This is a genomic window from Nocardioides aquiterrae, from assembly GCF_039526625.1.
Lineage (GTDB): Bacteria > Actinomycetota > Actinomycetes > Propionibacteriales > Nocardioidaceae > Nocardioides > Nocardioides aquiterrae.
Window position 1 is genome coordinate 65,469 of record NZ_BAAAJE010000015.1, and the last position, 21,226, is coordinate 86,694.

A 21,226-nucleotide genomic window follows, 5' to 3' on the forward strand; every position below is an offset into this window, starting at 1 on the left:
AACGGCCAGACTGGGTGTACTCGCGGGTAACGGAGTCTGGGCGTTCAATTGCGCGCGACGAACGCGCCCGCCGAGGTACGCCGCGCGAGACGTCCCGGCGGCCCGGGACGTTCGGCCGTGGCCGCGGCCGCCGTCCCGCGCTGCAATGGCGGGGAAGGAGGACCGAGTCATGGGCGACAGCGGATCCGGCGCGGCCGCCGGCAGCGGCGCGATCTACGGGCTGGGGATCTTCGGCGCGTGGGTGTGGTTCTGGCAGCAGGCCGACGGCTTCTGGTGGCACGTGCTGGCGATCCTCGAGGGGATCGTCTGGCCGGCGATGATGGTCTACCAGGCGTTCGAAGCGCTCGACTGATGAGCACCGGGCTGGGTTCGGCGGACGCGGCCCGCCGGCTCGCCGAGCACGGCCCGAACCTCGCGCCCCGGCCGCCGCGGCGTCGGGCCGCGCGGCGCGTGCTCGACCAGTTGCGCGACCCGATGATCCTGATGCTGCTCGGGGCGTTCGTCGTGGTCGCGGGGGTGGGCGACGTCGCCGACGGGGCGATCATCCTGGCCGTCGTGACCCTGAACACCACGATCGGCGTGGTGCAGGAGATCCGCGCGGCCAACGCCCTGGACGCCCTGGACCGGCTGGCCGCGCCGCACGCCGTGGTCGTGCGCGACGGCGAGCCGGTCCGGGTCGCGGCCGCCGACGTCGTCCCGGGCGACCTGGTGCGCCTCGAGGCCGGCGACGTGGTGCCGGCCGACCTGGACCTCGAGCTGGCCGCGGGCCTGCAGGTCGACGAGTCGACGATGACGGGCGAGTCGGTGCCCGTCACCCGGCGCGCGGGCGAGGGCTTGTACGCCGGCACCGTCGCCACCCGCGGCCGCGCCCACGGCGTCGCCGTCCGGACCGGCGCGGAGAGCGCGCTCGGCGCCATCGCCGCGGCCGTCGCCGCCGCCGGGGTACGGCCCACCCCGCTCCAGCTCCGGCTGTCCCGGCTGTCGGCGCGCCTCGTGGTGCTGACCCTCGCGCTCGCGGGCGTGGTCTTCCTGCTCGGGGTGCTGCGCGGGGAGGACGTCGCCCACACGCTGGTGCTGGCCGTCAGCCTCGCGGTCGCCGCGATCCCCGAGTCGCTGCCCGCCGTGGTCACCGTGGCGCTGGCGCTGGGCGCCTACCGGATGGCGCGCCGGCACGCGTTGGTACGCCGGCTGCCGGCCGTCGAGACGCTCGGCTCGGTCACGGTCCTGGCGTCGGACAAGACCGGCACCCTCACCGAGGGCCGGATGACGGTCCGGGAGATGTGGACGCCGCCCGCCGGCGGGCGCGAGGAGCTGCTCCGGGACCTGGTGCTGTGCAACGACGCGGACGGCGGCGGCACCGCGGGCGACCCGATGGAGGCCGCCCTGCTGGCGGCGGCGGTCCGCGCCGACCCCGACGCCCTCGCCGGCCGCGACCGCTGGCCCCGCGTCGGTGAGGTGCCGTTCGACGCCGAGACCAAGCGGATGACCACCCTGCACCGCGGACCGGCCGGGCCGCTGCTGGTCTGCAAGGGCGCCCCGGAGGCCGTGCTGCCTGCGGCCGGCGACCCGGGCGACGCCCTCGTCGAGGCGCACCGCCTCGCGGACCACGGCTACCGGGTGCTCGCGGTGGCGGACGGGACGCCCCGGGACGACGCCGAGCTGGCCGCGCCGTCCGGGCTGACCCTCCGCGGGCTGGTCGCACTGGTCGATCCGCCGCGGGAGTCCGCGCGCGAGGTCGTCACCGCCTGCCGGGACGCCGGCATCCAGGTCGTGATGATCACCGGCGACCACCCGGCGACGGCGCGCGCGATCGGCGCGGAGCTCACGATCCCCGAGGACCACGTCTACGCGCGCACCCGGCCCGAGGGGAAGGTCGACATCGTGGCCGACTGGCAGGCGCGCGGCGAGGTCGTGGCCATGACCGGCGACGGCGTGAACGACGCGCCGGCGCTGCGCAACGCCGACATCGGCGTGGCGATGGGCAGCCGCGGCACCGAGGTCGCGCGCCAGGCGGCGGACCTCGTGCTCGGGGACGACGACCTGCGCACCGTGGTCGCCGCGGTCGAGGAGGGCCGGCGGATCTACACCAACATCCGGCGGTTCCTGCGCTTCGGCCTGTCCGGCGGGCTCGCCGAGGTGCTGGTCCTGCTGCTGGGCCCGTTCCTCGGCGTCCCGCTCCCGCTGACGCCCGGGCAGATCCTCTGGATCAACATGGTGACCCACGGCGTGCCGGGGGTGGCGTTCGGCGGGGAGCCGGCGGACCCCGCGGACATGGCCCGGCCGTCGCCGTCCCCGGAGCGCTCGGTCCTCGGCGGCCTGGTCCGCCAGATCGCGGTCACCGCGGTGCTGATCACCGCGGTGTCGCTCGGCGTCGGGCTGGCCGCGGGGTCGACGGGTGAGCAGCAGACCTCGATCTTCCTGTGCCTCGGGCTGGCCCAGCTCTGGCTGGCGCTGGCGCTCCGGGCGCCGCGCGCCGACGCCGGCTGGCGCGACCGCGGGCTGGAGGTCGCCGTCCTCGGCGCCGCCGTGCTGCTGGTGGCGGCCGCCGGGTGGGGGCCGCTGCGCGAGCTGCTGGACACCGCGCCGGTCCCGTGGCGCCAGGCCGCCGTCGTCGCCGCCGTGGCCGCGGTACCGGCCGCCGTGGTCCTGGTCTGGTCTCGCGCCGCCACACGGGTCCAAGGACCCTTGGCGGTCCCGGCTCCGCGGCCGACACTGCAGGGAGAGGGACGACGCCGCGGGAGGCTGACGTGACGACCCGGCTGATGGACCTCGGCGGCCTGCAGGCGTTGATCGACGCGCTCCACCGCCGGGGCTACACGGTGCTCGGACCGACCGTGCGCGACGGCGCGATCGTCGACGCTCCCGTGCGGACGGTCGGCGACCTGCCGGTCGGGTGGGGCGACGACCAGGACGCGGGGCGCTACCGGCTGCGCCGGCGCGACGACGACGCGGTGTTCGGCTTCGCGTCGGGCGCCCAGTCCGCCAAGCCGGTGTTCTTCCCCACCGAGGAGGTGCTCTGGCGCGGCCGGCGCACCGCGGACGGGTTCGACGCGGAGCCGGTGGACCCCGCGGACGAGGCGCCGTACGCCCTGCTCGGCGTCCGCTCCTGCGACCTGCACGCCGTGGGCATTCACGACACCGTGCTCCGCGACCGCACCCACCGGGACGGCGCGTACGCCGCCCGCCGCGACGGCGCGTTCGTGGTCGCGGTGACGTGCGGCGACCCCGGTGGCACCTGCTTCTGCGTCTCGATGGACACCGGACCGCGGCCGCGGCCGGGTCACGGCGCGCCGTACGACCTCGCGCTCACCGAGCTGCTCGACGACGCCGGCCACCGGTTCCTCGTGGAGGTGGGCAGCGAGCGCGGGCTCGAGGTCGTGGACGAGATCGGCACCGCGCCAGCGGGCGCGGAGGACGTCGGGCTCGCCGACCGGGTCGCCGAGCGGGCGGCCGCCCGGATGGGGCGCACGCTCGACACCGCCGGGCTCAAGGACCTGCTCTACGCCGGCGTCGACAGCCCGGTGTGGGACGACGTCGCGCAGCGCTGCCTGTCCTGCGGGAACTGCACGGCCGTCTGCCCGACCTGCTTCTGCACGACGGTCGCGGACGTCACCGACCTGGGCGGCGACGCGGCCGAGCGGGCGCGGGTCTGGGACTCGTGCTTCAACGCCGACTTCACGCACCTGCACGGCGGCAACGTCCGGGAGTCCACCCGGTCGCGCTACCGGCAGTGGATGACCCACAAGCTCGGGTCGTGGGTCGACCAGTTCGGCATGTCCGGGTGCGTCGGCTGCGGCCGCTGCGTGACGTGGTGCCCGGCGGCGATCGACATCACCGAGGAGGCCGCGGCGCTGCGCCGCGAGGCGGCGGGGGAGGAGCGGCCATGAGGGCCATCGCGGCGTACCTCCCCGAGCACCCGTTCTTCGCCGGCCTCGACCCGGCCGCGCTCGAGCTGGCCGCGGGGTGCGCGGTCAACGTGCACTTCCGCCAGGACGACTTCCTCTTCCACGAGGGCGACCCCGCCGACACCTTCTACGTCGTGCGGCACGGCCGGGTCTCGATCCAGACGCGGACGCCCGTGGGCGCCGTCGTGCTCGACACCGCCCACGACGGCGACGTGGTCGGGTGGTCGTGGCTGATTCCGCCGTACCGCTGGACCTTCGACGCGCGCGCCACCGAGGGCACCAGCGCGATCGCGTTCGACGGCGCCTGCCTGCGCGGCAAGTGCGAGAGCGACCCCACGCTCGGCTACGCGCTGCTCCAGCGGGTCGTGCAGGTGATGTCGGCCCGGCTGTACTCGGCCCGGGTGCGGCTCCTGGACCTCTACGGGAGCGACTCGTGACCGCCACCGAGATGCTGCCCCGCCGGTTCACGGTCACCAGCACCCGTCGCGACACGCGCGACACCCACACCCTGGAGCTCGCCGCCCTCGACGGCAAACCGCTCGCCTTCGCCCCGGGCCAGTTCACGATGCTGCTCGCCTTCGGCGTGGGGGAGGTGCCGATCTCGATCAGCGGCGACCCGGCCCGCCCCGAGGTCCTGCAGCACACGATCCGCGACGTCGGCTCGGTCTCGCACGCGCTCGCCACCGCGCCGCCCGGCGCCGTGCTCGGCGTCCGCGGCGCGTTCGGCACCGGGTGGGGCGTCGAGGACGGTCGCGGCGGCGACCTCGTGCTCGTGGCGGGCGGGATCGGGCTGGCGCCGCTGCGCCCCGCGATCCTCCGGGCGGCCGCGGCCCGCGACGGCTTCGGCCGGGTGCTGCTGCTCTACGGCGCCCGCAGCCCGGAGGAAATCCTGTACGCCGCCGAGCACCGCGCGTGGGCCGACGCGCACGGGATCGACGTCCAGGTCACCGTCGACAACGGCCCGCACGCCTGGCGCGGCCGGGTCGGGCTGGTCACCCAGCTGGTCGAGCGGGCCGAGTTCGACGCGCGGAACGCGCTCGCGCTGGTGTGCGGCCCCGAGGTGATGATGCGCCACACGGCGCGCGCCCTGGTCGACCGCGGCGTGCCGCCGGAGCGGGTGCGCCTGTCCATGGAGCGCAACATGGAGTGCGGCGTCGGCCTGTGCGGCCACTGCCAGCTCCGCGAGCTGTTCTGCTGCCTCGACGGGCCGGTGCTCGGCTACGACCGGCTGGCGCCGCTGATGGCGAGGGCCGAGCTGTGACCCGGCGCGAGCGGCCGAAGCTGGCGGTCTGGAAGTTCGCGTCCTGCGACGGCTGCCAGCTCACCCTGCTCAACTGCGAGGACGAGCTGATCCCGCTGGCCGGCGAGGTGCAGATCGCCTACTTCCCCGAGGCCACCCGCGGCGTCGTCGACGGACCGTACGACGTGTCGCTGGTCGAGGGCTCGATCACCACCCCCGACGACCTCGAACGGATCCAGCGGGTCCGCGAGGTGTCCCGCCGGCTGATCACGATCGGTGCGTGCGCGACCGCGGGCGGGATCCAGGCGCTGCGCAACTTCGCCGACGTCGCCGAGTTCCGCGCGGTCGTCTACGCGCACCCGGAGTACGTCGCGACGCTGGACCGCTCGACCCCGATCGCGGCGCACGTGCCGGTGGACTTCGAGCTGCGCGGGTGCCCGGTCGACCGGCGCCAGCTGCTCGAGGTGCTGGCGGCCGAGCTCCAGGGCCGGACGCCGCGGATCCCGTCCCACAGCGTCTGCGTCGAGTGCAAGCGGCGCGGCAACGTCTGCGTGACGGTCGCGCACGGGACGCCGTGCCTGGGGCCGGTCACGCAGGCCGGCTGCGGCGCGCTCTGCCCGACGTTCTCCCGGGGTTGCTACGGCTGCTTCGGCCCGCAGGACACGCCGAACACGGCGTCGATCGCCACCCGGCTGGGCGCGCTCGGGATGAGCGAGCCGGAGGTGGTGCGGGTGTTCCGCACGTTCAACGCGGCGTCGGAGGCCTTCCTGCGCGAGAGCGAGCGCCACGAGGAGGCGGGCCGATGACCCACGGCAACAAGGACGGCGGCCACGTGCTGCACGTCGGGACGCTCGCCCGCGTCGAGGGCGAGGGCGCGATGCACATCGCCTACCGCGACGGCGAGGTGACCGACGTGCAGCTGCGGATCTACGAGCCGCCGCGGTTCTACGAGGCGTTCCTGCGCGGCCGGTCGTACACCGAGCCTCCCGACATCACCGCCCGGATCTGCGGCATCTGCCCGGTGGCCTACCAGACCAGCTCGTGCTGGGCGATCGAGGACGCGTGCGGCGTGGCCGTCACCGACGAGATCCTGGCGCTGCGCCGGCTGCTGTACTGCGGGGAGTGGATCGAGAGCCACGCGCTGCACGTCTACCTGCTCCACGCCCCGGACTTCCTCGGGTACGACGGCGCCGTCGACATGGCGGTCGACCACCCGGCGGTGGTCGAGCGCGGGCTGCGGCTGAAGAAGGCCGGCAACCGGCTGATGGAGGTCGTGGGCGGCCGGGCCGTGCACCCGGTCAACGTGCGCGTCGGCGGGTTCTACCGGTTCCCGACCGCGGAGGAGCTGCGCGACCTGCGGCCGGTCCTCGAGCTGGCCCTCGACGACGCCGTGGAGACGGTACGCCTCGTCTCCGGCTTCGACTTCCCCGACTTCGAGCAGCCCTACGAGTACCTCGCGCTGCGGGCCGCCACCGGCTACCCGATCGAGTCGGGCAGCCCGGTGACCACGAGCGGTGCGGCGTTCCCGGTGCGGGACTTCGGCGCCCGGATCCAGGAGATCCACGTGGAGCACTCGCACGCGCTGCACGCCCGGCTCGACGGCGGCGCGCGAGGTCCGTACGCCGTGGGCCCCCTGGCCCGCTACACCCTCAACGCGGACCGGCTCTCCCCGCCCGCGCGGCAGGCCGCCCGCGACGCCGGGCTGGGGGACGCCTGCCGCAACCCGTTCCGCTCGATCGTCGTGCGCGCGGTGGAGCTGGTGGAGGCTTGCCACGAGGCGCTGCGGATCGTCGACGGGTGGACCGGCGCCGGCCCGCCGAGCGTGCCGGTGCCTGCGCGCGCCGGGGAGGGGTTCGGCGCCAGCGAGGCGCCGCGCGGCGTGCTCTTCCACCGCTACGTCCTCGACGCCGCCGGCGTCATCAGGGACGCCCAGATCGTGCCGCCGACCTCGCAGAACCAGGCCAGCGTCGAGGCCGACCTGCGGGCGATGGTCGGCGCCTGGTCCGACCTCGACGAGCACGCCCTCCAGCACCGCTGCGAGCACGCGATCCGCAACTACGACCCGTGCATCTCCTGCGCCACGCACTTCCTCGACCTGACCGTGGAGCGGACATGACCGGCCCGCTGGTCATCGGCCTGGGCGCCCCCGACCGCGGCGACGACGCGGTCGGCGCGGCCGTGGCCGGCGCCGTCGCGACGCGCCTGGCCGGGATCGCGGTCGTCGCCCACGAGGACCCGACCGGCCTGCTCGACGTGTGGGCCGGCCACAGCCCGGTCGTGGTCGTGGACGCCGTCCGCACCGGGGCACCGCCGGGCACCGTGCACCGGCTGGAGACCGGGACCGCCGACCGGCCGATCCGGGCGGGCCACGGCAGCACCCACGCGCTCGGCCTGGCGGAGGTCGTCGAGCTGGCCCGGGCGCTGGGCCGGCTGCCGGAGCGGCTGGTCGTGGTCGGTGTCGAGGCCGACCGGTTCGACCACGGCGCGCCCCTGTCGCCCGCGGTCGCCGCCGCGGTCCCCGTCGCCGTCCGCCGCGTCTGCGAGGAGCTCGGCCATGTGCCTCGGTGAGCTCGCCCAGGTGGTCGACCGGATCGACGACCGGACCGTGCGGGCCCGGGTCGGCGACCGGCTGGTCACCGTGTCCCTGCTGACCCTCGACGGAGCGGTCGCCCCCGGCGACTGGCTCCAGGTCCACTCGGGCTACGCGCTGGCCCGTCTCACCGACGAGGAGCGGCGCGAGGCCGCCCGGATCCGTGCCACCCCCCAGACCACCACCGACGAGGAGCCGTGATGTCCGTCCCGATCACCCCCGCCCGGCGTACCGGGATCCTGCTCGCGCTCGGCACCGCGGCGATCAGCGGCGTGTCCGTGTTCGTCAACGCCGACGGCGTGCGCGCCTTCGGCGACCCGACGGCGTACACGACCGCCAAGAACGTCGTCTCCGCGCTGGTGCTGCTCGCCGTGGTCGGACTCGGGTCGCCCGCCGGCGTCCGGCTGACCCGGCCCCGGACCCGCGGCCAGTGGCTCGGCCTGCTGGGCGTCGGGGTGGTCGGCGGAAGCGTGCCGTTCGTGCTGTTCTTCGAGGGCCTCGCGCGGGCCGACTCGGCCCAGGCCGCCTTCCTGCACAAGACGCTGCTGGTGTGGGTCGCCGCGCTGGCGGTCGTGTTCCTCGGCGAACGGCTGAGCGTGGTCCACGTGCTCGCGATCGGGCTGCTCGTCGCCGGCCAGGTCGGGCTGGTCGGCGGCATCGGCGGGTTCGGCTCCGCGGAGCTGATGATCCTGGCCGCCACCCTCCTGTGGGCGGTCGAGGTCGTGGTCGCCAAGTGGCTGCTCGCCGGGGTGTCGTCGTGGACGGTCGGCGTGGCCCGGATGGCCCTCGGGTCGGTCGTGCTGCTCGCCTGGGTCGCCCTGCGCGGCGACCTGGGTCTGCTCACCGGCATGACCGCGACCCAGGCCGGCTGGGTGCTGCTGACCGGCCTGCTGCTCGCGGGGTACGTCGCGACCTGGTTCGCGGCCCTCCGGCGGGCACTGGCCGTCGACGTGACCGCGGTCCTGGTGCTCGCCGCGCCGCTGACGGCGCTGCTGAGCAACCTCGCGGACGGCGTACCCCTGCGGCCGCAGCTGGACTGGCTGCTGGTCCTGCTCGCCGGCGGGGCCCTGGCGCTCTGGGCCGCGTGGCGAGGACGTGCCGTACCCGCGCCGGTGGGGTGACGTGAACGGCCCGCTGCGGTTCGCCCGCTACGCCTATCCGCCCAACGAGCTCGGCTACTGCGGACCGGACGCGGCGTCGCAGCTGCTCGAGCAGGTCGGCGCCGGCGTGGCCGACGGCGACCTGCGCCGGCTGCTGCGGGGGTTCGAGGGCGCGTGGCCGTACCTGGAGCTGATCGCCGCGGCCAACGGCATCGGGGACCCGCTCGACGACCGGGTCGTCTCGGCGTACTGGGTCGGGAGCCCGCTCCTCGACCGGGTGGGGCCGCGGCTGCTGGCGGACTCGCTCGAGGACCGCTTCCGCCCCCGCGCGGGCCGGTCGTTCGCCGACCTCGTGGCGCCGGTGCCCGCCGGTGCGGTGCCGCACCACTCCTTCCACGTGTTCGGCGTCTACCCCTGGCTCGGCCTGCTCCGCGAGGGCCGGCTCGGCGAGCCGCTCCGGGCCCTCGACCGCTGCCGGATCCGCTGGGGGCAGGTGCAGTCGGTCGACGGGCGCGAGGCCGTGGTCCGCTGCCGCCCGCTGGTCTGGGACGGCCGCCGGCTGGCGCTCGGTCCCCCCGTCGACGAGCCGGCGACCGTCGGCGTCCACCACGGCGGGCTCCGGCCGGGCGCCTGGTGCTCGCTGCACTGGGACTGGGTGTGCGAGGAGCTGGACGCCTCGGCCCTGGCCCGGCTGCGGCACTACACGCTGGGGCAGCTCGCCGTCGTCAACGGCGTCCGCGTCCCCGCGCCGGCGACCGTCCTGTCCTGAGGGTCCCCGCGGGACGTCATACGGATGGTGGAAGGGGACACACCATCCGTATGACGTCTCCGGCTCCGCTTACCGGTTGGTGAACGGCACGTAGTCGCGGCAGGGCTCGTTGCGCAGGCTCGGGCAGGGCGGGGCGGGGGAGTCGATGTTGAGCCCCGGCACGACCGGCAGCACCAGCCGCGAGGGGTGCGTCCGCGAGGACAGCACGTGCACGGTCGCGGCCCCGCGAACCGGCCGGGCGTGGGCGAACGACCAGATCGGCTGCTCGCCGCCGGGCGCGGAGATCGTCACCCGGATCCGCGAGCCGGCGCGGTAGGCGTGCGCCTGGAAGTACAGCGGCACGACGACCTTCGTGTACCGGTCGCTCGGCATCGGGCGCACGTCCTCGGCGCGGAACGTCGGGATCGGCTCGAGCAGGCTCGGCTGCTGCTTCATGATGTTGTGCCGGTCGGTCGCGAGCTTCCGCTCGCTGCCCCGCATCCAGCCGCTCTGGACGAACGTCTCGTGGCCGTCCCGGACCTCGCTGACCGTCGCCTGGAAGTCGACGTCCCTCGTCGACGAGCGCACCCACAGCTGCACCGCGCCGGCGCCCACGGTGGTCAGGTCCTTCGGCAACGGGGCGGAGACGTAGGAGACCGCCGTCCCGGCCTTCCGCTGCTTCCAGTCCCAGCTCCACTGCGAGGCGTTGCCCCACAGGCCGCCGGTGCCGGTGCCGCCGTCGAAGTCGGTGCCCGGCAGGACGCGGGGATCGGAGCGGTAGCGGTCGACGTTCCGCCCCGGTGCCTGCGCGTGCAGCGCGCTCCCGCCGCCGAGGTACCAGGACACGGCCTTGGTCGCGGGCACCGGGATCGAGCGGAACGAGTGCTCGTACGCCGGGTAGGGGTCACCGGGCTGGTTGCTCTGGGTGGGCCCGGTCCCGGCCCCGTTGTCGAACAGCACCCGCACGGGGTCGGCGCTCTCGAACTCCGCCAGCGCGCCGTCGTACGTCGGCTGCTCCTGCACCGGGTCCGCCGGCAGCGTGATCGGGTCCTCGGGCGGGGTGCCCAGCGCCTCGCGGTAGATGACCGGCGCGGCGGCCCGGAGCGCGGCGGCGTTCGTCGACGGCGCCTGGTCGGCGACGTAGAGCATGAGGAAGTCGTAGAGGCGGTTGAGCGTCTCGGGGTCCAGGGAGTCGACGTGGGCGCCGTTGGTGAACGTGAACCACTTCTTCTTCGTGCCGGTGAAGTGGCGCACCAGCGAGGGACAGTGGCCGCCGGTCTGCTCGTCCTGGAACTGGCAGGCGAGGAACGTCGGCACGCCGATCCTGTGCACGAACGACACCGGGTCGAGAGGGTCGGCCACCTTCGGCCGGTAGTGGCTGTTGGCCTTGATCTTGCGCATCAGCGACGCCGCCTCGCCGTGCAGGACCTGGTTGTCCTTGCAGGTCGTGTCGCCGTCCTGGATCCGCTGCTCGGCGTACGGCTGCGTGCCCTCCGCGCCGGTGCCGGCGGGCTGCGCCTCCTGCTGGCGCTCCTTGGCCCACGCGACCGCGAAGCCGGTGTTGAGGTTGCCGCCCGGGTAGAGCGTGGTCGCGGTCGCGTCGATGACCGACAGCGGCGAGATCGCCGCCAGGTGCGGCGGCCGGGTCTGCGCGGTGAACAGCTGGCTGATGCCGCCGTAGGAGATCCCCATCATCCCGACCTTGCCGCCCTTGACCCACGGCTGCCGGGCGACGGTCTCGACGATGTCGTAGCCGTCCAGCGACTGCAGCGGCTCGAAGAAGTCGAAGGCTCCGCCGGAGCAGCCGGTGCCGCGCATCTGGATGTCGACGACCGCGAAGCCCATCACGTTGGCGATCGCCGCGATCCCGTTGGTGGGCCCGGACGGGTCGGCGTACCCGTAGCCGGAGTACTCGATGAGCGTCGGGTACGGCGGGGTGTAGCTGACGCCCGCCGGGACCGGGATCGTGGTGCCGCCGATGCCGGCCGGGCTCGTGGGCGGGTGCACGGAGTAGGCGAGCTTCGTGCCGTCGCGGGTGGTCAGGTAGCCGTAGCCCTCCTCGGGCATCGACTGCTGGTAGATGCTCTTGTTCCACTGGTGCGGGCGGGTGCCGTGCACCGTCAGTGGACCGGACGTGTGGCCGCCCGATCGCACCCGGTAGCCCTGGCCCGGCTTGACGTGGCGGAACAGCACGCCGCCCAGCGAGTTGGCCTCCTGGCGCTTGACGACGTCGCCGTGCGCGTCGAGCAGGCTCACCCCGGCGCCGGGCCGCACCCCCACGGCGTAGACCTGGTGGGCGCTGCCGCGGGCGGTGAAGCCCCGGGACGCGTCGGCCGGCGCTCCCTCCACCACGGTCAGCGCGACGAGCGCGAGGGCGAACGCCGCGACGAGCGCGGCCAGGGACCGGAACCGGGGAGCGGGCACGGGTCGTCAACGAGGCCCGTGTGCCCGAGGTCACGGCACCCAGGCGCTACACCCGGCTCGGGTCGACGTGGCCGCGGGTGACCAGGAAGTAGTCGCCGACCATGTCGCCGAGCAGCGTTCCGCCGGCGATGTCGCTGGCGACGTGGCCCGCCATGTAGATCCGGGAGTAGTCGATCTGGTCCTGCCACCAGCGGTACTCCGGGTCGCGCTGGGGCATGAAGTGCGCCAGGAAGGTCCGCGACGCGGCGGCGGCCGACGCGTGCCGTGAGGGGTAGCTGCACGGGCAGACGTCGCCGGGGGCGACGGTGTGGTCGTTGCGCAGCGACGGCTCGAGCACGTACGGCGCGGACATCTGGAACTTCGTGCCGAGGTCGTCCGCGACGGTCTTGGTCATCGCCAACATGGCGTCGACCGCGTTCTTGCGGTCGTCGCCGGGGCCGGCAGGCAGGTACTCGGCCTGGTCGTGGACGGCGAGCTTCCACACGTCCTTCTTGCCGTGGTCCTCCAGCCAGGTCGCCGCGGTGATCCCGGCGGCCGTGCGCTCGCGGTCCAGCCGCTCGACCTCGGTCATCTCCTTGCTCCGCCGGGCGGCGTCGGGCGGCCCGGGCAGGTTCGCCTCGAGGAAGGCCTGGAACGCCGTGTCGTCGGTCGCGGTCCCGTGCTGGTCCCACCACCGCTGCATGAGCGTGGTCGCCCTCGCCTGCTGGGGGTCGGTCAGCGCGTCGATGCGGTGGGTCGTCGCGTCCGGGAAGAAGGAGGGAGGCGGATCGGCCGCGATCCGGTCCTTGGCCGTGGAGCCGGTGACGAGGCCGTAGACGGCCGGGCCGACCAGGGCGCCGAGCAGCGCCAGCACGGCGAGGACCGCGACGACGACGTAGCGGGTGGGCGGACGGTGGTGCGTCATGAAGCCTCCTGGCCGGTCAGTGCGCTCTCGTCGTGGACGCGGACGCCGCGGCCGACGAGGCGGCGCACCTGGTTGTCCGCGATGTCCGGGGCGAGCAGCGCTGCCGAGGTGGCGTACTTGCTGAGCGCGAGCGGGCGGTGCCCCATCCGCGCGAGCAGCCGGTCGCCGGCCCCGGGACGCGGCCCGCTCTTGGTCTCCACGATCACAAGACCCGTGTCGACGGCGACGCTCGCGGCCGCGAGGACCGGTGTCCGGGCACGGGTCGGGCGGCCGAGCACCCCGTGGTCGATGGTGAGTCGCGTCCCGGCCCGCAGGTCGACGAGCGTGGCGCGCGTGTACCCGATCTCGAGCACCGGACGCAGCTGGGGGACGGCGGGGTGGTCCTCGCCGAGGACGGCCGCGATGAACGCCCGCTCGGCGGGCCCGCAGCCGCCGTACGAGGACGGGTCGAGGTCCACCGCGTGCTTCACGGTCTCACCGCGGGCGCCCCGGACCTTGACCTCGAAGCGGCACAGGCCGTCCTCGAGGTAGAGCCGGCTGCGCGCTTTCCACCGCAGCCGTCGGCCCTGGAGGTGGTCCCGACACAGCCGGAGCTCGCCGGTGTCCAGGTAGGTCGACCGGTACGTCGTCGCGCGTCGCCCGGCGATCCGGAGGACGTGGTGGCTGTCCGCGAGGCCGCGCACCAGCCGGGCCGCATCCTCGATCGGCACGAGGTACTTCCGGTCGACGCGGCGGGCCAGCGCCGCCACCGACATGACGGTGGCGAGGTCGACCGGGGCGAGCTCGTCGAGCGGCAGGAGTTCGGCGAGGCTCATCGGTGCGCCTCCGGCTCCACCAGGTCGTCGCCGAGCTCCTCGGCGGCCTGGTCCCGCGTCGCCCACCACCCCGGTGTGGACTCCACCAGCGCGGACACCCGAGTCGTGTCGCGGACGGTGTCGACGTCCTCGATGACCACCGCGATCGGTACCTGGGCGAACCGCTCCGCCAGCGCGGCACGCGCGGCGGTCTCGTCGAAGACCGCGCGATCCAGCACGACGCGGATCCGTCGGGTGGTCGGCTGCCGCCGGGAGTCGTCGGTCACCCAGACCGCGGCCAGCACGACGACGTTCAGGCCGACGACGAGGGCGAGGTTGCGCTCGGGCAGGCCGTTGACCAGCGCGAGCACCAACGCCAGAAACGTGTAGGCGACGTCCTTGAGGGTGAACGCGGCGCTGCGCAGCCGGACCAGGCTGAGCAGGCCGAAGAGCCCGAAGCCGATGCCGGTGGGGAAGTCGCCCGTCCCGATCACCGTGACCGCCGCGAACAGGCCGACGTTGAGCGACGTCAGGACCAGCGCCATCTCCGGCAGCGTGGAGCGGCGTCGGTGCAGGACGCCGACGAGCAGGAGCAACGCGACCACGTCGAGGCCGAGCCGGCCGACGAAGCTGGACAGGGCGGAATCGAGCATGGGCGAGACCGTAGGAAAGGGATCATGAAGCGCAGGTGAACGCGCGGTTCCGGACCAGAGACCTCCCGGCCCGGGGCAGTTGTGCCCTGCCCGCGGCCGGTGCGGGCCGCAGACCCTGCTGTTCACCGCCCGTCGGTGGGCTTCGGCATCGTTCTCGGGTGGGCGGCGCTGGAGGGCCCGGGAGGACATCCACTCCCGCCGTCGGGAGGAGCTGTCGACGGACCGGCCGAGGCGGTGTCGGGCGCTCCGAGTGGCCCGGCGACCACCTGCATCGTGACCGTCTGCGAATGCTCGAAGTGGAGTGAGATGGTCATCCAGCTGGCCGCGCGGACCGCTTGGCGGAAGCCGGTGAGGCGGACCCCCGCCCCGTCGCCCCACTCGAGGTCGACGGGTTCGCCGGGCGGTAGCGGGATCCGCACCACGGGGCGCCCGCCGAGGCAGAGCTCGTCGCCCTGGACGAGCGGGGAGGTGACGCCGGTCAGTGCGTCCTGTCCGCCGAACTCGTTGACCGCGTAGAGGCGCAGGTCGGCCGCGCCGCCAGGTGCGACGCCCGTGGGGGCGTCGAGCCACACGTCGGTGAGGGTGATGGTCGGGCTGGAGGCCTGCACGCCGCCCTGGGGCACGTACGTGTCCCCACCGCCGGGTTCGCCGCCGGGCGATGCGCAGGCCGCGACGGTGACCCACAGCAGGGCTCCCACGCTGAGCCGCGACGCTACCGTGCCCACACGGGGTTCCCGCGCAGCTCGGCGGCCGCGGCCACCGCGATCGCCTCGACGATCAGCGTGCCGTCCTGGGTCAGCTCCCACTGCCGTCCGATGGTGACGTCGTTGTCCAGGACCGCGACGATGACGGCGGCGAGGTCCGCTCGCGGGATGTCGCCCTCGGGGACGTCGCGGCCGATGACGACTCGTCGCGTGCCCGGGTCGTCGGTCAGCCACCCCGGTCGCAGGATCGTCCAGTCCAGCTCGCTGTCTCGCAGTGCATCGTCAGCCGCTCGCTTCGCCTCGATGTAGGCCCGCCACACCGGGGACGCGTCCTCGGGGATCGGGTCGTCGACCACCATGGCGGAGACCTGCACGAACCGCTTGATGCCGGCCGTCTGGCACGCCTCGATGGACTTCAGCGAACCCTCGAGGTCGACGGTGCGCTTGCGCTCGACCTTGCCGTCCGCGCCCGCTCCGGCGGAGAACACCACCGCCCGGCACCCGGCGAAGGCCCGCGCGAATCCTTCGGCGGTCTCCTTCTCGATGTCGAGCATGCGGACCTCGGCGCCCAGGTCCTCGAGCTCGCGACGGTAGGCCTCGTTGCGGACGAGGGCGACCGGGGTGTGGCCCGCTCGGACGAGCAGCGGGTGGAGAAGCCGGGCGACCTTCCCGTGGCCCCCGACGACCGCGACTCTCGCCATGGTCAGCCCAGAGGCTCACGGTCGCGGGCGCGGGGGAGGACGGTCAGGACCCGCTCCACGTGGTCTCGGAACTCGGCCATGTAGTTGTGCAGGTACGCCGCGGTCTCCTCGTTCATCACTTCGCCGGTGTCCGCGAACACCGCGGGGGTGTAGTGGACGTAGGCCTCCGGTGAGGTCATCTGCCGGGCGTTGCAGAAGCTCAGCACGGAGCGCAGGCTCTGCTGGGCGACCGCGGTGCCGATCGGACCGATCGAGGCCCCGATGACGCCGGCGGGGATGTGGTGGAAGGAGTTCTGGCCCCAGGGGCGCGACGCCCAGTCGATGGCGTTCTTCAGGGCACCCGGAATGGACCGGTTGTACTCCGGGGTCACGAACAAGACGGCGTCCGAGCTGGTGATCGCCTCCTTGAGCGCGGTCGCCTCGGGCGGGAAGCTGTCGTCGAGGTCGGGGCTGTACAGGGGCAGGTTGTCGATCGCGATCTCGGTGAACTCCAGGCCCTCGGGAGACAACCGGATGAGCGCACGCGCGAGCACGCGGTTGATCGATCGCGACGACAGGCTGCCGACGAAGTAGCCGACCTTGTATCCGGGCATCTCGTCCCCTTCTCCTCGGCTGCGGTCGCAGCGCGACCTTCCGGCCGTCTCGGTGACGCCAGGCTGCCCGCAGGAGGACGGCGGACGCATCCCGTGATCGTGTGATGCGATGCCCGGGCTCGGCTGACGATGCTGGACGGCGTCGGGGCCGTGCGTTGGCCCCGGGGGTAGGAGGAAGCCGTGAGTTCCCACGCCGTCGCGGACGAGCTGCAGTCCCTGCTCGTCGAGGTGATCGACCTGTCGCTGAGCTCGAAACAGGCGCACTGGGTCCTCGGTCGGTCCCGGTTGGAGCCGCTGTCCGCGGAGCTGGACGACCTGGCCGCCGACGCCTGGGAATGGGCCGGCGCGGTGGGCGCGCGGCTGGTGGGGATGGGGGTCCCGCCCGACGGCCGAGCCGGGACCGTCGCCGGGCAGGTGCGGCGCACCAGCTTCCCCGTCGGGTTCGTCGACGCCGCAGAGGCCGTGGCTCCGATCGTGGGGCGCCTGAACGAGCTCATCGAGGAGTGCCCGCGGCGGATCGCGGTGCTGGGGGAGTCGGATCCGGTCAGCGAGAGCCTCCTGATCGACATGGTGGTGGGACTGGTGAAGCACAGGTGGATGCTCGGCTCCCAGGAGCCGGGTGCGTCCGCACGGGTGGATGTCGCGGCTCGGCGGCCGCGAGCCGTCCGAGGCTGAGATGGGAGCCGATGTCAGCGAGTGCGATCGTCTGCGACGGGTGCGGCGAGCGCAGTCGGGTGCGCCCGCAGGCGGTGCGCGGGCCGCGCTGTCCCCGGTGTCACCGCTGGCTGCCCTGGCTGGTCGACGCGTCCGACGATGACTTCGCCGATGTCGTCGGTTCGGCCCCGATCCCGGTCGTCGTCGACTTCTGGGGCGCCTGGTGTGCGCACTCCCGGAGGTTGGACCCGGTCCTCGAGCAGCTCGCGAGGGAGCTCGCCGGCGGCGAAGCTGGTCAGGGCCAACGTCGAGGAGACGCCGCAGCGGGTCGAGCGCTACGAGGTGCGGAGCGTGCCGACCCTGGTGATGATGCACCGGGAGACGGCGATCGCGCGCACGAGCGGCGCGGCGCGGGCCCTCGAGCTCCGAAACTGGGTCGAGGAGGCGTTGAGGAGCTCCGCGGGCGTCGTGGCCTCGGACCGGTGAACCCTCCGCGGCATCCCGGATCCGGGGGATGCCGGCCGCCGGGCTCGCCGTGAGGATGGAGGGGTCCCGGGCGGTCGCCCCGACGGCAGGCGGTGGGTGGAGGAGGCCGGGGCGTCGAGGACACTCACGGGCAAGGAGCGCGGATGATCACCGCAGCAGCACTCGAACGCCTCACCCGGTTCGACGGTGGGAAGCTGCCGGTGACCTCGGTGTACCTCGGACTGCAGCCGGACCGGCGCGCGCTGCGGTCGCTGTCTGCCCAGGTCTCGAGCCTGCTGCACCAGATCCGCCCGATGGCCGAGGACAGGTCACTGGACCGCGACGCGCGGCTCTCCGTGCGCGCCGACATCGAGCGGATCGAGGCCGAGGCAGGACGCGAGCCGAGGCCCACCGGGAGAGCGCTCGCCATCTTCTCCTGCAGCGGGCGCGACTTCTACGAGGAGCTCGAGCTGCCCCGCTCCGTGCGCGACCGGATCGTCGTCGACGCGACGCCGTGGGTCCGACCGATGCTGGCCGTGCTGGACGAGTACCACCGCACCTGTGTCCTGGTCGTCGACAAGGAGTCGGCTCGCACGTGGGAGCTCTTCGCGGATGAGCTCGAGGAGACGAGCACCTTGTTCGGAGCGGCACTGCGCAAGCCGCAGTACGCCGGCTGGCACGGGCTCGACGAGTACCGCGTTCGCAACAAGGCGCAGGAGCTGGCCAGACGGCACTTCCGCCGGGTCGCGACGGTGCTGGACGACTTCTTCCGGGAGGGGCGCTTCGAGCTCCTGGCGGTCGGGGGCCACGACGTCGAGGTGTCGACCTTCCTGGACTTCCTGCCGCCGAAGCTCCGCGACGCCGTTGCGGGCACCTTCTCGGTCGACCCCGGCACCGCGACCACCCAGGACATCCGCGCGAGCGCGGAGGCGATCGTCGAACGATACGAGCGGGACGAGGAGCGCCGCGAGGTGGCCGAGGCCTACGAGACGCAGGCGGCCGGCGGCAACGCCGTCGTCGGGCTCGAACACTGCCTGTGGGCAGGCTCGGTCGCCGCCGTCCAGCGACTCCTGGTGCACGAGGACGCCACCGCCCCCGGGGTCGTCTGCGACGAGTCCGGGTGGCTGGCCCTGTCGGGCGACACGTGCCCGATCTGCGGGCGACCCACCCGGCGTACCGACGACGTCATCGACGAGCTGGCCCAGGCCGTGATCGACACCAGCGGCACGGTCGAGCACGTGGCCGCCGACACCCCGTTGAAGGAGGACGTCGCAGCTGCCCACCTGCGCTTCCCGCTCCCGCCCCCGCCCGACTAGTCGTCGTCGGGCCAGGCGGCCCGTCTCCCCAGCCGCACCGCCGCCGCACGGCGGCGTCGCCGAACCTTCGAAAGGCCACTCATGTCGCAGTCCACCACCGTCGGGCACAGCTCCATCGCCACGGTGAACCCGTACACGAACGAGCTGGTTCGCGAGTTCCCCGCCATGGACGAGGCCGCGATCGATCAGGCGGTCCACGCCGCCCACCACGCGTTTGCGGGGTGGCGCGCCACCCCCGTGGAGGAGCGCGCGGCGAGGGTGGCCGAGGCCGCCCGGCTGATGCGCGAGCGCAGCGAGGAGCTCGCGCACCTGGTGACCCTGGAGATGGGCAAGCTGATCCGGCACAGCCGCACCGAGGTCGACCTGGCGGCGCGGATCCTGCAGTACTACGGCGAGCAGGGGCCAGGTCTGCTCGCCGACGAGCCGCTGGAGATCGAGGGCGGCACGGCCGTGATCGCCAACGCCCCGCTCGGAGTGTTGCTGGGCGTCCAACCGTGGAACTTCCCGATCTACCAGGTGGTGCGTTTCGCCGCACCCAACCTGGTGCTGGGCAACACGATCCTGCTCAAGCACGCCAGCAGCACGCCGCAGTGCGGTCTCGCGATGGAGCAGCTCTTCACCGACGCGGGCGTGCCGCACGGCGTCTACACCAACGTGTGGGCGCCGGGCAGCCGGATGGGGCGCATCATCGAGAACCCTGTCGTCCAGGGCGTCTCGCTGACGGGGAGCAACAAGGCCGGCGCGAGCGTCGGCGAGATCGCCGGCCGCAAGGTGCGCAAGAGCGTCCTCGAGCTCGGCGGCAGCGACCCCTTCATCGTCCTCGACGCCGACGACCTCGATCGCACCGTCGAGGCGGCGGTCGTCGGCCGGCTGCACAACATGGGCCAGAGCTGCGTGAGCCCGAAGCGGATGATCGTGGTGCCCGAGGCCTACGAGGCGTTCGTGGATGCGGTGGCCGAGCGCTTCGGCGGCCTCCAGGCCGGCGATCCGGCCGACGAGTCCACCACGCTGGCGCCGTTGTCCTCGGAGCAGGCCGCCGAGCAGCTCATGGACCAGGTGCGCGACGCGCTCGACAAGGGTGCGACCGCCGTCGTCGGTGGCCAGCGGGTCGACCGCCCGGGCGCGTTCGTCCAGGCGACCGTCCTCACCGGGATCACGCCCGAGATGCGCGCGTACACCGAGGAGCTGTTCGGCCCGGTCGCGGTGATCTACCGCGTCGCCGACGACGCCCAGGCGGTCGCGCTCGCCAACGCGTCGCCGTTCGGTCTCGGGTCGGCGGTGTTCGGCAGCGACCTCGAGCGCGCCCGCGCCGTCGCGGACCGGCTCGAGACCGGCATGGTCTGGATCAACCACCCGACCTCCTCGGAACCGAACCTGCCCTTCGGCGGCGTCAAGGACTCGGGCTACGGCCGCGAGCTCTCCCATCTCGGGATCACGGAGTTCGCCAACCGCAGGCTGGTGGTCACGATGCCGACCGACGCGGTCATCCGGGACGCGCTCGGATAGGCGGCACCGCCGGCCGTGACACCCGGCTCGGGCGGCGCGGCCCGGTCACTGGTGCAGCAACAGCTCGGTGTCCGCTGCCTCGACCACGCGCTGGACGTGCAGTCCCCGGTTGACGTCGAGCCCGGGCACCCTTCCGGTCCGGACCGCCTCCGCGAACTCACCGAACATGGAGGAGTAGTCGGCGGTCCCTGCGGCGTCGGAGAGGTCCACGACCCGGGTCCGGTCCGTCTCCTCGAACTCGAACTCGAAGCGCGCCTGGTCGCGCTCGATCGCCGTGCTCGTGCTCAGCAGCGTCTCGGAGTCCCCGCTCAACCGGTGCTCGAACTTCAACCGGACCGAGTCGTTCTCCCGGTGCCGTGCTTCCACGTCGACGATCTCGCCGAGCGCGGCGTCGAGGAAGTCGGCCACATGAGGACCGTGGTCGAAGAGCGCCCGGCGCTCGTCGCGCCACCGGCTGGTCGGCGGCCGGGCCGCCCTCGTGGCTCGGCCCCGAGCCCCCCGGGGAGGGGGAGCCGACCCGACCTCACCGAGGAGCTGCCGAACCGGTTCGGTGTACCGCCAGGTGAAGGCGACCTGGGAGATGACGCGCGCGGCCGCGACGGCCGCGGCCAGGTCCTCCGCACCCGCCGTGTCCCACGCGATGGGCACCTCCAGCAGCAGGTGCTTGTGGGCCCGGGCCGCGATGCTTCCCAGGTCGCTCTGGACGGCCGGCGGCACGGCGAAGGACAAGGCCTCACAGCTTCCGAGCAGGTCCCTGAACGTGCCGAAGGCCGAGACGTCGTACTGGCGGGCCAGCTTCTCGACGGCTCGTGGTGAACGTCCCCAGACACCGACGAACTCGATGCCGGGCGTCGCCGCCAGGGCCGGAGCGTGGACGGTGGTGGCTCGCATTCCGGATCCGACGAGACCCACGGTGACGGCCATCGCTC

At 73.8% G+C, this 21,226-nt stretch carries 23 protein-coding genes and 1 pseudogene; 16 read left to right on the forward strand and 8 right to left on the reverse strand.

The features are described 5' to 3' along the window. Positions 1–169: 169 nt before the first annotated feature. From ABD086_RS14550 to ABD086_RS14600, 11 genes are read left to right on the forward strand one after another with little or no spacing between them, the layout of a single operon-like run. Entirely contained in the window at positions 170–352 is a 183-nt protein-coding gene (locus ABD086_RS14550; RefSeq protein WP_343908286.1) for a hypothetical protein, read from the forward strand. Next, the gene (locus ABD086_RS14555) at positions 352–2,751 is read left to right on the forward strand and encodes a cation-translocating P-type ATPase (RefSeq protein ID WP_343908287.1); all 2,400 of its coding nucleotides are present in this window, start codon (positions 352–354) and stop codon (positions 2,749–2,751) included. The genes ABD086_RS14550 and ABD086_RS14555 overlap by 1 nt, the downstream gene beginning before the upstream one ends. Continuing rightward, positions 2,748–3,887, forward strand: a complete 1,140-nt coding sequence (locus ABD086_RS14560) for a 4Fe-4S dicluster domain-containing protein (protein ID WP_343908288.1) — start codon at positions 2,748–2,750, stop codon at positions 3,885–3,887. The genes ABD086_RS14555 and ABD086_RS14560 overlap by 4 nt, the downstream gene beginning before the upstream one ends. Continuing rightward, positions 3,884–4,342: a Crp/Fnr family transcriptional regulator gene (locus ABD086_RS14565; RefSeq protein WP_343908289.1), complete on the forward strand. Its 459-nt coding sequence runs from the start codon at positions 3,884–3,886 to the stop codon at positions 4,340–4,342. The genes ABD086_RS14560 and ABD086_RS14565 overlap by 4 nt, the downstream gene beginning before the upstream one ends. Beyond that, positions 4,339–5,166 (forward strand): FAD/NAD(P)-binding protein, encoded by an 828-nt coding sequence (locus ABD086_RS14570; RefSeq protein ID WP_343908290.1) that lies wholly within the window; start codon positions 4,339–4,341, stop codon positions 5,164–5,166. Before ABD086_RS14565 ends, ABD086_RS14570 begins: the two co-directional genes overlap by 4 nt. Beyond that, positions 5,163–5,951 (forward strand): NADH-quinone oxidoreductase subunit B family protein, encoded by a 789-nt coding sequence (locus ABD086_RS14575; RefSeq protein WP_343908291.1) that lies wholly within the window; start codon positions 5,163–5,165, stop codon positions 5,949–5,951. The genes ABD086_RS14570 and ABD086_RS14575 overlap by 4 nt, the downstream gene beginning before the upstream one ends. Beyond that, a complete protein-coding gene (locus ABD086_RS14580) occupies positions 5,948–7,261 on the forward strand; it encodes a Ni/Fe hydrogenase subunit alpha (RefSeq protein ID WP_343908292.1) in 1,314 nt (437 codons plus the stop codon). Before ABD086_RS14575 ends, ABD086_RS14580 begins: the two co-directional genes overlap by 4 nt. Beyond that, positions 7,258–7,713 carry a hydrogenase maturation protease gene (locus tag ABD086_RS14585; protein WP_343908293.1) on the forward strand — a complete coding sequence of 152 codons (456 nt, stop codon included), beginning with the start codon at positions 7,258–7,260 and terminating at the stop codon, positions 7,711–7,713. The genes ABD086_RS14580 and ABD086_RS14585 overlap by 4 nt, the downstream gene beginning before the upstream one ends. Further along, a complete protein-coding gene (locus tag ABD086_RS14590) occupies positions 7,700–7,936 on the forward strand; it encodes a HypC/HybG/HupF family hydrogenase formation chaperone (protein ID WP_343908294.1) in 237 nt (78 codons plus the stop codon). Before ABD086_RS14585 ends, ABD086_RS14590 begins: the two co-directional genes overlap by 14 nt. Next, on the forward strand, positions 7,936–8,856 hold the full coding sequence (locus ABD086_RS14595) for a DMT family transporter (protein WP_343908295.1): 921 nt from the start codon (positions 7,936–7,938) through the stop codon (positions 8,854–8,856). The genes ABD086_RS14590 and ABD086_RS14595 overlap by 1 nt, the downstream gene beginning before the upstream one ends. Beyond that, positions 8,831–9,604 (forward strand): DUF6390 family protein, encoded by a 774-nt coding sequence (locus tag ABD086_RS14600; RefSeq protein ID WP_343908296.1) that lies wholly within the window; start codon positions 8,831–8,833, stop codon positions 9,602–9,604. Before ABD086_RS14595 ends, ABD086_RS14600 begins: the two co-directional genes overlap by 26 nt. A gap of 69 nt (positions 9,605–9,673) precedes the next feature. Here the strand turns inward: ABD086_RS14600 and ABD086_RS14605 are convergent, their stop codons facing one another. From ABD086_RS14605 to ABD086_RS14635, 7 genes are all read right to left on the reverse strand, one after another. After that, a complete protein-coding gene (locus ABD086_RS14605) occupies positions 9,674–12,007 on the reverse strand; it encodes a CocE/NonD family hydrolase (protein WP_343908297.1) in 2,334 nt (777 codons plus the stop codon). 46 nt (positions 12,008–12,053) lie between these two features. Further along, on the reverse strand, positions 12,054–12,911 hold the full coding sequence (locus ABD086_RS14610) for a phosphatase PAP2 family protein (protein ID WP_343908298.1): 858 nt from the start codon (positions 12,909–12,911) through the stop codon (positions 12,054–12,056). Next, a complete protein-coding gene (locus tag ABD086_RS14615; RefSeq protein WP_343908299.1) occupies positions 12,908–13,726 on the reverse strand; it encodes a polyphosphate polymerase domain-containing protein in 819 nt (272 codons plus the stop codon). Before ABD086_RS14615 ends, ABD086_RS14610 begins: the two co-directional genes overlap by 4 nt. Continuing rightward, positions 13,723–14,358, reverse strand: coding sequence for a DUF4956 domain-containing protein (locus ABD086_RS14620; protein WP_343908300.1), 636 nt, complete (start codon positions 14,356–14,358; stop codon positions 13,723–13,725). Before ABD086_RS14620 ends, ABD086_RS14615 begins: the two co-directional genes overlap by 4 nt. Before the next feature lie 122 nt (positions 14,359–14,480). Beyond that, positions 14,481–15,056, reverse strand: coding sequence for a copper chaperone PCu(A)C domain-containing protein (locus ABD086_RS14625; protein WP_343908301.1), 576 nt, complete (start codon positions 15,054–15,056; stop codon positions 14,481–14,483). Positions 15,057–15,070: 14 nt separating this feature from the next. Then, positions 15,071–15,763 carry an SDR family oxidoreductase gene (locus ABD086_RS14630; protein ID WP_343908302.1) on the reverse strand — a complete coding sequence of 231 codons (693 nt, stop codon included), beginning with the start codon at positions 15,761–15,763 and terminating at the stop codon, positions 15,071–15,073. Positions 15,764–15,765: 2 nt separating this feature from the next. Next, complete coding sequence (locus ABD086_RS14635; RefSeq protein WP_343908303.1) at positions 15,766–16,356, reverse strand: NADPH-dependent FMN reductase; 591 nt, start codon at positions 16,354–16,356, stop codon at positions 15,766–15,768. Positions 16,357–16,536: 180 nt separating this feature from the next. Here ABD086_RS14635 and ABD086_RS14640 point away from each other — a divergent pair, with 180 nt between their 5' ends. The 5 genes and pseudogenes from ABD086_RS14640 to ABD086_RS14655 all read left to right on the forward strand — a co-directional run bounded on the left by ABD086_RS14640 (position 16,537) and on the right by ABD086_RS14655 (position 20,297). Next, complete coding sequence (locus tag ABD086_RS14640; RefSeq protein ID WP_343908304.1) at positions 16,537–17,031, forward strand: ferritin-like domain-containing protein; 495 nt, start codon at positions 16,537–16,539, stop codon at positions 17,029–17,031. An 11-nt stretch (positions 17,032–17,042) separates the two neighbouring features. Then, positions 17,043–17,231, forward strand: a pseudogene (locus ABD086_RS25335) (thiol reductase thioredoxin); the annotation flags it as partial. Positions 17,232–17,235: 4 nt separating this feature from the next. Further along, entirely contained in the window at positions 17,236–17,496 is a 261-nt protein-coding gene (locus ABD086_RS14645) for a thioredoxin family protein (protein ID WP_343908305.1), read from the forward strand. 143 nt (positions 17,497–17,639) lie between these two features. Then, positions 17,640–18,791 carry a baeRF10 domain-containing protein gene (locus ABD086_RS14650; RefSeq protein WP_343908306.1) on the forward strand — a complete coding sequence of 384 codons (1,152 nt, stop codon included), beginning with the start codon at positions 17,640–17,642 and terminating at the stop codon, positions 18,789–18,791. An 81-nt stretch (positions 18,792–18,872) separates the two neighbouring features. After that, a complete protein-coding gene (locus ABD086_RS14655) occupies positions 18,873–20,297 on the forward strand; it encodes an NAD-dependent succinate-semialdehyde dehydrogenase (protein WP_343908307.1) in 1,425 nt (474 codons plus the stop codon). Between the two features lie 45 nt (positions 20,298–20,342). Here the strand turns inward: ABD086_RS14655 and ABD086_RS14660 are convergent, their stop codons facing one another. Beyond that, on the reverse strand, positions 20,343–21,221 hold the full coding sequence (locus tag ABD086_RS14660; RefSeq protein WP_343908308.1) for a Gfo/Idh/MocA family protein: 879 nt from the start codon (positions 21,219–21,221) through the stop codon (positions 20,343–20,345). Positions 21,222–21,226 lie beyond the last annotated feature (5 nt).

Bases quoted from the DNA above. Each gene is read 5' to 3' on its own strand.
- ABD086_RS14660 (WP_343908308.1), bottom strand. From the start codon at position 21,221: ATGGCCGTCACCGTGGGTCTCGTCGGATCCGGAATGCGAGCCACCACC.
- ABD086_RS14620 (WP_343908300.1), bottom strand. From the start codon at position 14,358: ATGCTCGATTCCGCCCTGTCCAGCTTCGTCGGCCGGCTCGGCCTCGAC.
- ABD086_RS14630 (WP_343908302.1), bottom strand. From the start codon at position 15,763: ATGGCGAGAGTCGCGGTCGTCGGGGGCCACGGGAAGGTCGCCCGGCTT.
- ABD086_RS14615 (WP_343908299.1), bottom strand. From the start codon at position 13,726: ATGAGCCTCGCCGAACTCCTGCCGCTCGACGAGCTCGCCCCGGTCGAC.
- ABD086_RS14565 (WP_343908289.1), top strand. From the start codon at position 3,884: ATGAGGGCCATCGCGGCGTACCTCCCCGAGCACCCGTTCTTCGCCGGC.
- ABD086_RS14585 (WP_343908293.1), top strand. From the start codon at position 7,258: ATGACCGGCCCGCTGGTCATCGGCCTGGGCGCCCCCGACCGCGGCGAC.
- ABD086_RS14580 (WP_343908292.1), top strand. From the start codon at position 5,948: ATGACCCACGGCAACAAGGACGGCGGCCACGTGCTGCACGTCGGGACG.
- ABD086_RS14555 (WP_343908287.1), top strand. From the start codon at position 352: ATGAGCACCGGGCTGGGTTCGGCGGACGCGGCCCGCCGGCTCGCCGAG.
- ABD086_RS14610 (WP_343908298.1), bottom strand. From the start codon at position 12,911: ATGACGCACCACCGTCCGCCCACCCGCTACGTCGTCGTCGCGGTCCTC.
- ABD086_RS14550 (WP_343908286.1), top strand. From the start codon at position 170: ATGGGCGACAGCGGATCCGGCGCGGCCGCCGGCAGCGGCGCGATCTAC.
- ABD086_RS14595 (WP_343908295.1), top strand. From the start codon at position 7,936: ATGTCCGTCCCGATCACCCCCGCCCGGCGTACCGGGATCCTGCTCGCG.
- ABD086_RS14590 (WP_343908294.1), top strand. From the start codon at position 7,700: ATGTGCCTCGGTGAGCTCGCCCAGGTGGTCGACCGGATCGACGACCGG.
- ABD086_RS14655 (WP_343908307.1), top strand. From the start codon at position 18,873: ATGTCGCAGTCCACCACCGTCGGGCACAGCTCCATCGCCACGGTGAAC.
- ABD086_RS14635 (WP_343908303.1), bottom strand. From the start codon at position 16,356: ATGCCCGGATACAAGGTCGGCTACTTCGTCGGCAGCCTGTCGTCGCGA.
- ABD086_RS14650 (WP_343908306.1), top strand. From the start codon at position 17,640: ATGATCACCGCAGCAGCACTCGAACGCCTCACCCGGTTCGACGGTGGG.